We start from the raw sequence: 10,752 nt of genomic DNA, 5'->3' as shown, positions 1-10,752 counted from the left end.
TGGGGTTAGGGGGGGCCCACCAGGCGGCCGGGGGACCGCACACCCCCCCCCCCCCGCTCCGGTGTCCGTGGGGAGCTGACGCTCCAGGCGGTCAGGCCTGGGCCGGCTCCGGGACGACGATGTTGACGGTCTTGCGGCCACGCTTGGTGCCGAACTCGACCGCGCCCGCCGCGAGGGCGAACAGGGTGTCGTCGCCGCCACGACCGACGTTCACGCCGGGGTGGAAGTGGGTTCCGCGCTGACGGACGAGGATCTCGCCCGCGCTGACCTTCTGGCCACCGAAGCGCTTCACGCCGAGGCGCTGGGCGTTCGAATCACGACCGTTCCGGGAGCTGGATGCACCCTTCTTATGTGCCATTGCTTCGTCTCCTCGGGATGTCTTACTTGATGCCGGTGACCTTGATGACCGTCAGCGGCTGACGGTGACCCTGGCGCTTGTGGTAGCCGGTCTTGTTCTTGAACTTGTGGATCCGGATCTTCGGACCCTTGGTCTGGTCGACGACCTCGGCGGCCACGGAGATCTTGGCCAGCTTGTCGGCGTCGGTGGTCAGATCGGCGCCGTCGACGACGAGAACCGGGGTCAGGGCCACGGCGGTGCCGGGCTCGCCCTCGATCTTCTCGACCTTCACCAGGTCACCGACCGCGACCTTGTACTGCTTTCCGCCGGTCTTGACGATTGCGTACGCTGCCATCGGTCGGCTTCCTCCACTCACGTTGGTCCTGCACATGTCCACGCCACAGCTGCGACGCGTATTTCTGGGCTCATCCCCGCAGAGCGGGGGAAGAACGGTTGGCTGCCTGCGGAATCATCCGGCCGTTCGGCCAGATGCCCAATCGCGGGGCAGCGACCGACCTAGGTTACCAGAACGGCAACCCCTCCCCCAATTCGGCCGGTCAGGGCCGAATCGGGGGACTGCGGTTACTTCGTTTCGGCGGCGGGCGCGCCCGCGGGACGCGCCACCGCGCGACGGCGCGGCTTGCGTTCCGGGACGATCACCGGCTCTGCGGCGAAGTCCACCACGGCCGCCGCAGGCGGCTGCTCGTTCGCTGAGAGCACGAACACCGCGCCCGCGCTGTCGGCCGCCGGAGCGGCCGTCGACCGGGCCACGCGACGCCTGCGGGGCGCGCGCGGTGCGGGCTCCTCGGCGACGGGGGCCTGCTCGACCTCTTCCGGTTCGGGCGCTGCCTCGGGCTCGACCTCGGCGGCCGCCGGTTCGGTGGCCACCTCCGCCGGCTCGACCGCGGCCGCGGGCTCCTCGGCCGGAGCTTCCGCCTCGGCCGGGATGACCCCGGTCAGCGCTTCGCTCTCCGCGGCCTGCTCACTGGCTGCCGCACTCCGGCTCGACCGGCGCGACCGCGAGCGCGAACGCCGGGTCGGCTCGGCGACGGTCTCCTCGACCGCGACCTCCTCGGCCGGCTCCGTCGTCACCTCGTCGGCGTCCTCACCGTGGTGAGCGGCCATCGCGAGCGCGACCGGATGGGCCCGCTTGACCGCGATGTCCTCCTCACCCTGCTCGGCGGCGGGCGCGGTGCCGTTGGTCGACGGTGCGGCGGACGCGGCGGCCTGCTTGTCCTGGCCCTTGTCCTTGCCGCGGCGACGGCGCGAACCGCCCTCCTTGGCCCGGCCCGCCTGCTCGTCGACACCCGACCCGGCGTCCACCGGGTAGGAGTGCACGAGGATGCCGCGACCGTGGCAGTGCTCACAGGTGGTGGAGAACGCCTCGACCAGTCCGGTGCCCAGCTTCTTGCGGGTCATCTGGACCAGGCCCAGCGAGGTCACCTCCGAGACCTGGTGGCGGGTGCGATCCCGGCCCAGCGCCTCGGTGAGGCGGCGCAGCACCAGGTCACGGTTGGATTCGAGCACCATGTCGATGAAGTCGACGACGATCATGCCGCCGATGTCGCGCAGCCGCATCTGGCGCACGATCTCCTCGGCCGCCTCCAGGTTGTTCCTGGTGACGGTCTCCTCCAGGTTGCTCGACCCCGAACCGGTGAACTTGCCGGTGTTGACGTCGACGACGGTCATCGCCTCGGTGCGGTCGATCACCAGGGTGCCGCCCGAGGGCAGCCACACCTTGCGGTCGAGCGCCTTGGCCAGCTGCTCGTCGATGCGCAGGGTCTCGAACACGTCGACGCCGTTGTTCTCGTGCCGGTTCACCCGCTCCAGCAGGTCCGGCGCGACGGTGCGCACGTAGTTCTCGACGGTGCTCCACGCGCGGTCACCTTCGATGACCAGCTTGGAGAAGTCCTCGTTGAACAGGTCGCGGATCACCTTGACCAGCAGGTCCGGCTCCTCGTAGAGGGCCTTGGGCGCGTTGGACTCCTTGGCCGCCGCCTCTTCGATGGTGCGCCAGGTGGCCTGCAGCCGCTCGACGTCGCGAGCGAGCTCGGGCTCGCTGACACCCTCGGACGCGGTCCGGATGATCACGCCCGCGTCGGCGGGCACGATCTCGCGCAGGATCTCCTTGAGCCGCTTGCGCTCGGTGTCGGGCAGCTTGCGGCTGATCCCGGTGGAGGTGCCGCCCGGCACGTACACCAGGAAGCGACCCGCGAGGGAGATCTGGGTGGTGAGGCGAGCGCCCTTGTGACCGACGGGGTCCTTGGACACCTGCACCAGCACCTGATCGCCGGGCTTGAGCGCCTGCTCGATCTTGCGCTCCTTGCCGCCCAGACCGGCGGCGTCCCAGTTCACCTCACCGGCGTAGAGCACGCCGTTGCGGCCACGGCCGATGTCGATGAACGCCGCCTCCATGCTGGGCAGCACGTTCTGCACCTTGCCGAGGTAGACATTGCCCACCATCGACGCCTGGCCGGAACTGGTCACGAAGTGCTCGACGAGGATGTTGTCCTCGAGCACCGCCACCTGGGTGGTGATCTGGTGACCCGGCGCGTGCTCGGCGGCGTCGAACGCCTTCTCCCGCACGACCATCACCCGGTCGACCGCCTCGCGGCGGGCCAGGAACTCCGACTCGGTCAGGATCGGCGGACGACGGCGCCCGGCCTCACGGCCGTCGCGGCGACGCTGGCGCTTGGCCTCGAGCCGGGTGGAACCGGAGATGCCCTGCACTTCGTCGGACCCGGACCGGCTACGGCTCTTGTTGCGCGGCTCGCGCTCGTGCACGACGGTGTTCGGCGGATCGTCCTCCGACGCCTCGGCCTCGCCGGGCTCCCCGCCGACCTTGCGGCGGCGACGGCGGCGACGGCGACGGCTCGCGCCCTCGGGCTGCGACTCGTCCTCGTCTTCGGTCTCGGTGTCGACGTCCTCGGCCTGCTCGGCCTCCTCGGTGGCGGCTTCCGCTGCCGGGGCGGTGTCGTCCTCGGTGTCCTCGGTGTCGGTGTCCTCGCCGTCGGCGGACTGCTCGCCCCGGCCACGGCCGCGACCACGACGGCCACGTCGACGGCGCCGCGGCTGACCGTCGGCATCGCTGTCACCGGCAGCCTCGACGTCGGCGGACTCGTCCTCGACTGTCTCGGGCTCGGGCTCGACCTCCTCGACGGGCTCCTCGGCCCGCTTGACGGTCCGCTCGGCGCGACGGCGCTTGCGGGCCTCCTCGGCGGCAGTGGCGTCCGGCGGCAGGAACAGCGGCGCCGTGAAGGCGGGCGCCTCGAAGGACACCGGCTCGGCCGGGGCGGGTGCCTCGGTGGTCCGGTGGGTGAACAGGCCGGCGTGCGCGTCGTCGGCCATGGCGGCGAACACTTCGTCGGTGCGCGCGACCTCGGGTGCCGAGAACATCGGCGCGGGCGCGGTGGTCGTGTCGGCCGGCTGCTCGGCGACGGGGGCGGTCGACGGCTTGGCGGCCGCCGCGGTGGTGGATGCCGGGGATTCGCCGGTGTCGGCGTCAGCGGCGGCGATCGCGTCGCGCACCGTCTCGGCGACGGCGCGATCCACATTCGATTGAACGCTGCGGGCCTCGGCCCCCAGCTCGGCCAGTTTGGCCAGGATGCGTTTGCTGGTCACTCCCAACCGCTTGGCCAGTGCATGAACTCGAATTCGCTCCGGCAATTGATCGGCATCCTGTTGTGTTGTGTCCAGCGGCTCTGTATCGGCCACGAAGTCTCCTCGGGCCCCCGGGCGCGTCCATCCCCGGTACGGGAGTGACGCGGCCGACGCGGGGGCATCGTCCGTGCACCTCGTACCCGATGGTACGAGGGTCATCTGGTCTCGCCCCGCGTGTCCGGTCTCACCTCGATCGATCTGGCGGGCCAACCGGTCACGCGGCGCCTGGCTGTGCGGCGTGACGCCACGCTCCGAGCGCTCATCCAGCGTGCCTGCGCGGGCAACCCCAGCAACAGGGTCGTCCGTGGCAGCGATGATCGGCATCCAACCGCGGTGTCATCCGGTCATGTCCGTCACCGCTGTCGCGTACCTGCGCGACAGGCTGTCACCAACCGCCCTGTTTGAGCATCGGCGTCGAACACATCCGTAGTCAGTATCCCATACGGTTCGCGCGGGGATCGCCATCGGCGCAACTCACGCGAACTCGGGCCGCTCGAGCCCGTCGCGCCCGCATCGGACGCGACGAGCGAGTACAGCGCGAATCAAGCAGGAAATTCGGGGAACCAGAGCGCGATCTCGCGCTTGGCGGACTCGGGCGAGTCGGAACCGTGAACGAGGTTGAACTGGGTCTCCAGCCCGAAGTCACCGCGGATGGTGCCCGGGGTGGCCTTCTCGACCGGGTCGGTGCCACCAGCGAGCTGACGGAACGCCGCGATCGCGCGGGGGCCCGACAGCACAGCCGCGACGACGGGGCCCGAGGTGATGAACTCGATCAGGGATCCGAAGAACGGGCGCTCGGCGTGCTCGGCGTAGTGCTCTTCGGCGAGCTCGGTCGACACGTTCTTCAGCTCGAGCGCCTCGAGGGTCAGGCCCTTGCGCTCGATGCGGGCGAGCACCTCGCCGACGAGGCCACGGGAGACGCCGTCCGGCTTGATGAGTACCAAAGTCTGCTCAGTCACGGCGTCACTCTAACCGGCGTCGCCGCCCTGAGCCGAACTCGTGTCGGTTCGGCCGCCCATCCGCTGACTGGGCAGCAGGCCCGCGTCCATCCGGCGCTGCACGTCCGCGCGCAGGACGAGAATGAACGCCCACACCGCGGCGAACACCAGGCCGATGATCCCGATCGACAGATGGATGAACGTGCCCGCCAGCAGCAGCACCTGCAGGCCGAGGTTGAACGGGATCGCCCACGACTTCCGCTGCACACCGGCGCCGAGAACCATCAGCAACGCCAGCACCACGAGATAGGTGCCGGAGAACCAGGTGATCCCGCCGCCGACATCGGCGACCACCGGCAGCGCCAGCAGCACCACGATCGCCTCGAGGACCAAGGTGCCCGCCATGACCCCGCGCAGACCCTTCCACGGGTCGGTCGCGGGGGGTGGAACCTGACTCATGCCGGACCCTTTCCGAAGAGGGCGCGCGCGGCGCCCGCGGTCACCACCGAACCGGTGACAACGACGCCGGCGCCCGAGATGACGTCACCGTCGTCGCCCGCCTGCTCGGCCAGCGCGATCGCCGATTCCAGGGCGTCGGGCAGGGTGTCGGCGGTGATCACCCGTTCGTCGCCGAAGCGCTGCACGGCCAGGTCGGCGAGCGCGTCGACGTCCATGGCCCGCGGCGAACCGTTGCTGGTGACCACGATCTCGTCGAACACCGGTTCCAGCGCGTCCAGGATGCCCGCCGCGTCCTTGTCCGCGAGCACGGCGACGACGCCGACCAGCTTGCGGAAGTCGAACTCGGTCGTGAGGGTGTTCGCCAGCGCCTGCGCGCCCGCGGGATTGTGTGCCGCGTCGACGAAGATGGTCGGCGCGTTGCGCATCCGTTCCATCCGGCCGGGGCTGGCCGCGCTCGCGAAACCGGCGCGCACCGCCTCGATGTCGAGCTGACGATCCGCGCCGGCCCCGAAGAACGCCTCCACCGCGGCCAGCGCGAGCGAGGCGTTGCGGGCCTGGTGCTCGCCGTGCAGCGGCAAGAAGATCTCGTCGTAGACGCCGCCGAGTCCCTGCAGGGTGAGCAGCTGACCGCCGACGGCGACGGCCCGCTCCAGCACCCGGAACTCCGCGCCCTCGCGGGCCACCGCGGCGTCGACCTCGACGGCCCGGCGCAGCAGCACATCCATCACCTCGGGCTCCTGCTCGGCGATCACCGCGACCGTGTCGACCGGGATCAGCGCCTCGGGCGCGCGCTTGATGATCCCGGCCTTCTCCCCGGCGATCGAGGCGAGGTCGGGACCGAGATACTCGGTGTGGTCCAGGCCGATCGGGGTGATCACCGCGACCTGCCCGTCGATCACATTGGTGGCGTCCCAGGTGCCGCCCATGCCGGTCTCCACGACGGCCACGTCGACCGGCGCCTCGGCGAAGGCGGCGTACGCCATGCCGGTGAGCACCTCGAACTTGCTCATCGCCGGGCCGCCTGCCGCCGCGGACTGCTGGTCGATCATCCCGATGTAGGGCTCGAGTTCGCGGAAGGTCTCCACGTAGCGAGCCGGGCTGATCGGCGCGTTGTCGATGCTGATCCGCTCGGTCGCCAGCTGCAGGTGCGGGCTGGTGATCCGGCCGGTGCGCCGGTGCAGCGCGGTGAGCAGGGCGTCGATCATCCTGCTCACCGACGTCTTGCCGTTGGTGCCCGCGACGTGGATCGCCGGGTAGCTGCGCTGCGGGTTGCCCAGCAGATCCATCAGCGTGGCGATCCGGGTCAGCGACGGCTCGATCTTGGTTTCCGGCCAGCGCTTGTCCAGCTCGGCCTCGACCAGCGCCATCTCGGCCAGGTCGACCGGCGACGGACCGGCGCCGAGTGGAGCCGGGCGGTGGTCGTCGGCGTCGTACTGCGGCTCCGGCTCGTCGTTCATTTGCCGCTCAGCTCCGCCAGCCGGGCGCCGATGCGCGCGACTTCGGCCGTGGCCACATCCCGGCGGCCGGTGATCTTGTCGACGACCTGCTGCGGCGCCTTGGCCAGGAACGCCTCGTTGCCCAGCTTGGCCGTGGTGGTGTCGAGGTCCTTCTGCGCGGCCGCGAGATCCTTTTCCAGTCTGCGGCGTTCGGCGTCGAGGTCGATCGCGCCGGAGGTGTCGAGCTGCACGGTGACCGTCGCGCCGGACAGGCGGACCTGCACCTCGGCGGTGGTGGCGAAGTCGTCGCCCGGTTCGGTCAGGCGGGCCAGGTTGGCCACCGAGCCGGCGAACGCGCCGAGCCCGGCCTCGTCGAGACCGACGAGGATGGCCTTCACCTTCTGCTTGTCGGCCAGGCCCTGATCACCGCGGAAGCGGCGGATCTCGGTGATAAGGCGCTGCGTGTCTGCGACGCGCTGCGCGGCGACGGTGTCGGTGGCGATGCCGCTCGCGGCCGGCCACGGGGCGACGACCACCGACTCACCGCCGGTCAGCGCCTTCCACAGGGTCTCGGTGACGAACGGGATCACCGGGTGCAGCAGGCGCAGCACTGCGTCGAGGACCGTGCCGAGCACCACCGCGGTGCTCTCCGCGCGGGCGTCGGACTCGGCGAACTGCACCTTCGACAGCTCCAGGTACCAGTCGCACAGTTCGTCCCAGGCGAAGTGGTACAGCGCCTCGCAGGCCTTGCCGAACTCGTAGGCGTCGAAGGCGGCGTCGACCTCGGCGCGCACCTCGTCGAGCCGGTCGACGATCCAGCGATCGGTGTCGGTGAGGGTCTCGCGCGGGGGCAGCTCACCCGAGCGCGCGCCGTTCATCAGCGCGAACTTGGTGGCGTTGAACAGCTTGGTGACGAAGCTGCGCGAGGCCAGCGCGTGCGGTTCGCCGACCGAGAGGTCGCCGCCCGGCTGGGCGCCGCGGGCCAGGGTGAAGCGCAGCGCGTCGGCGCCGTAGGAGTTGATCCAGTCCAGCGGGTCGATGCCGTTGCCGCGCGACTTCGACATCTTCTTGCCGTACTGGTCGCGGATCAGGCCGTGCAGGAAGACGTCCTCGAACGGCACCTGCTTCTGTCCGCCCTTGCCGACGGTGAGCGCCGGGTCGTCGCTGACGAACATGCCGAACATCATCATCCTGGCCACCCAGAAGAACAGGATGTCGTAACCGGTGACGAGCACGCTGGTCGGATAGAACTTCGCCAGCTCCGGGGTGGCCTCGGGCCAGCCCATCGTGGAGAACGGCCACAGGCCCGAGGAGAACCAGGTGTCGAGCACGTCCGGGTCCTGGACCCAGCCCTCGGGCGCTTCGTCGTCCGGGCCGAGGCAGACGATCTCGCCCTCGGGGCCGTACCAGATCGGGATGCGGTGGCCCCACCACAGCTGACGCGAGATGCACCAGTCGTGCATGTTGTCGACCCAGTCGAACCAGCGCGGTTCCTGGCTCGCGGGGTGGATCTTCACGTCGCCGTCGCGGACCGCGTCGCCCGCGGCCTTGGCCAGCGACTCGACCTTGACCCACCACTGCATCGACAGGCGCGGTTCGATCGGCTCGCCGGAGCGCTCGGAGTGGCCGACGCTGTGCGTGTACGGCCGCTTCTCGGCGATCACGCGGCCCTCGGATTCGAGACGCTCGCGCACCTTCACCCTGGCCTCGAAGCGGTCCATGCCGTCGAATTCGGTGCCGGTGCCGGTGATCCGGCCGCCTTCGTCCATGATCGTCGGCATCGGCAGGTTGTGCCGCAGGCCCATCTCGAAGTCGTTGGGGTCGTGCGCGGGGGTGATCTTCACCGCGCCGGTGCCGAACTCCGGGTCGACGTAGTCGTCGGCGATGACCGGGATCTGAGTGCCGGTGATCGGGTGGTAGACGGTGGAGCCGATCATCGCGGCGTAGCGCGGATCGTCGGGGTGCACGGCCACGGCGGTGTCACCCAGCATCGTCTCGACGCGGGTGGTGGCGACGACGACGTGCGGTTCGTTGTCGTCGAGCGAGCCGTAGCGCAGCGAGACCAGCTCGCCCTCGACATCCTTGTAGTCGACCTCGAGGTCGGAGATGCCGGTCTTGAGCACGGGCGACCAGTTCACCAGGCGCTCGGCCCGGTAGATCAGCCCCGCGTCGTACATGCGCTTGAAGATGGTGCGGACCGCGCGCGAGAGGCCCTCGTCCATGGTGAAGCGGTCGCGGCTCCAGTCGACGCCGTCGCCGAGCGCGCGCATCTGCCACTGGATGGCACCGCCGGACTCGCGCTTCCAGTCCCACACCTTCTCGAGGAACAGCTCGCGGCCGAAGTCCTCTTTGGTCTTGCCGTCGGCGGCGAGCTGCTTCTCCACCACGGTCTGGGTCGCGATGCCAGCGTGATCCATGCCGGGCAGCCACAGCACCTCGTAGCCCTGCATCCGCTTACGGCGGGTGAGGGTGTCCATGAGGGTGTGGTCGAGGGCGTGGCCCATGTGCAGGGTGCCGGTGACGTTCGGCGGCGGCAGCACGATCGAGTAGGCGGGCTTGCCGCTGGTCGCGTCGGCGCCGAAGTATCCGGCGGCTACCCAGCCCTCGTACAGGTCGGCCTCTACCTCGCTGGGGTTCCAGCTCTTGGGCAGGGCATCGGCACGATTACGCGAGTTGTCTGGGGCTGCGCTGGTCACGCCCCAATCCTAAGGGGCGCTGCCAACGCGACTTACCACCACCTCTGGCGGAAAGACCCGAAGAAAAACAGAGACGGAATCTTCGGTGGATGAGGGACACCGAAGACTCCGTCTACCTCTGTGATACTACCGGCGATTCAGCACGGCCCGGGGGATCCAAAGGCAATTCTCAGCTTCTCCCCAACAACCGAGCGACAATTTGTCATCTGGGCACAACGACACGCGGAAGTTGTTGTGAGCCAGGCGTCTCCGCCGAACATCCGGGTGATCCCCGATTGCCGAACTGTCGGTTTTCCCGGAGTCTGGAGAGGGTGACGCCCCCGCTCGATTCCGCCGCGACTCCCCCGCCCCGATCCGCGCCGCCGCGGATCATCGCTCCCCACGCGCTGGTGGACCTACGCGCGGGCGACGTCGACCAGCTCCACTACCCCGCCACCAGCGTGCTGGTCTTCGCCGGCGTGCCCGGCGCGGGCAAATCCACTGCGCTACATCGCTTCTTCGCCGCGGGTCCCGACGCCGAGGAGCCGGTGCGCACGGCTTCGGGTGCGCTGGTGCTCGATTCGAATCACACCCGCAACCGGCTGCGGCACCGGCTCGGCCTGCTGCCGTATCCGCTGTGGCGGCCGCTGGTGCACCTGGCGCACTACCGCGCGATCCGCGACGCGCTGCGCACCGCCGACGGGCCGGTCGCGATCCACGACTGCGCGACGTTCGCCTGGAGCCGCCGGATGATCGCCCGCTGGGCGGAGGCCGGTCGCCGCGAGCTGCACATGGTGCTGATCGATGTGCCACCGACGCAGGCCAGACACGGTCAGGTCACCCGGGGCAGGCGGGTCAACAGCGTGGCGTTCTCGGCGCACTGCCGCCGATGGGAGCGGATGATGCAATCCCTGGGGGCACGCGGCCCGCTGTCGACGGACCCGGCGCCGTTGGACTCGGCGTCGGTGGTGATCGTCGACCGGCCGACCCTCAGCGCGGTCACCCGCATTACCTTCGACGCCGCCTAGGGCCTTTCTCGAAGTAGTGGACCGACCGACGCGCTCGCCCCACGAGCCGAGTCACCACCCACGATCCCGCCGACGACCGCGCTGAACATTCACTATCCCGTCGATCGGTCGCAATCGGACCGTCGGGGCGTTCAGTGAATGCCCAGCGCATGCCCGCAGCGCAGTCGGCGGACGTCGAACAGGCCCTAGCACGTCGGGGGGGGGGGGCGGGGGGGGCCC

The 10,752-nt window shown here is 70.0% G+C and carries 8 protein-coding genes; 1 reads left to right on the top strand and 7 read right to left on the bottom strand.

All coding sequences use genetic code 11. The annotated features are described in order from the left end of the window. Positions 1–91: 91 nt before the first annotated feature. The 7 genes from rpmA to ACFWPJ_RS01530 all read right to left on the bottom strand — a co-directional run bounded on the left by rpmA (position 92) and on the right by ACFWPJ_RS01530 (position 9,526). Positions 92–358 (bottom strand): 50S ribosomal protein L27, encoded by a 267-nt coding sequence (gene rpmA, locus ACFWPJ_RS01560; RefSeq protein ID WP_022567181.1) that lies wholly within the window; start codon positions 356–358, stop codon positions 92–94. 22 nt (positions 359–380) lie between these two features. Beyond that, positions 381–692 (bottom strand): 50S ribosomal protein L21, encoded by a 312-nt coding sequence (rplU, locus tag ACFWPJ_RS01555; RefSeq protein WP_110039506.1) that lies wholly within the window; start codon positions 690–692, stop codon positions 381–383. 227 nt (positions 693–919) lie between these two features. Then, complete coding sequence (locus ACFWPJ_RS01550) at positions 920–4,051, bottom strand: translation initiation factor IF-2 N-terminal domain-containing protein (RefSeq protein WP_378845832.1); 3,132 nt, start codon at positions 4,049–4,051, stop codon at positions 920–922. 488 nt (positions 4,052–4,539) lie between these two features. Then, complete coding sequence (gene ndk / locus ACFWPJ_RS01545; protein ID WP_218721467.1) at positions 4,540–4,956, bottom strand: nucleoside-diphosphate kinase; 417 nt, start codon at positions 4,954–4,956, stop codon at positions 4,540–4,542. A 9-nt stretch (positions 4,957–4,965) separates the two neighbouring features. Further along, a complete protein-coding gene (locus ACFWPJ_RS01540) occupies positions 4,966–5,394 on the bottom strand; it encodes a DUF4233 domain-containing protein (RefSeq protein WP_378845829.1) in 429 nt (142 codons plus the stop codon). Next, positions 5,391–6,851 carry a bifunctional folylpolyglutamate synthase/dihydrofolate synthase gene (locus tag ACFWPJ_RS01535; protein ID WP_378845828.1) on the bottom strand — a complete coding sequence of 487 codons (1,461 nt, stop codon included), beginning with the start codon at positions 6,849–6,851 and terminating at the stop codon, positions 5,391–5,393. Before ACFWPJ_RS01535 ends, ACFWPJ_RS01540 begins: the two co-directional genes overlap by 4 nt. Then, entirely contained in the window at positions 6,848–9,526 is a 2,679-nt protein-coding gene (locus ACFWPJ_RS01530; protein WP_378845826.1) for a valine--tRNA ligase, read from the bottom strand. The genes ACFWPJ_RS01535 and ACFWPJ_RS01530 overlap by 4 nt, the downstream gene beginning before the upstream one ends. A gap of 311 nt (positions 9,527–9,837) precedes the next feature. On the opposite strand from ACFWPJ_RS01530, the gene ACFWPJ_RS01525 reads away from it, so the two are divergent. Beyond that, positions 9,838–10,533: an AAA family ATPase gene (locus ACFWPJ_RS01525; protein WP_378845824.1), complete on the top strand. Its 696-nt coding sequence runs from the start codon at positions 9,838–9,840 to the stop codon at positions 10,531–10,533. The last annotated feature ends 219 nt before the right edge of the window (positions 10,534–10,752 follow it).

The organism is Nocardia sp. NPDC058497 (assembly GCF_042720195.1).
Classification (GTDB): domain Bacteria; phylum Actinomycetota; class Actinomycetes; order Mycobacteriales; family Mycobacteriaceae; genus Nocardia.
Note: the sequence above shows the minus strand (reverse complement) of the source record. Positions and strands in the feature narration are given on the sequence as shown.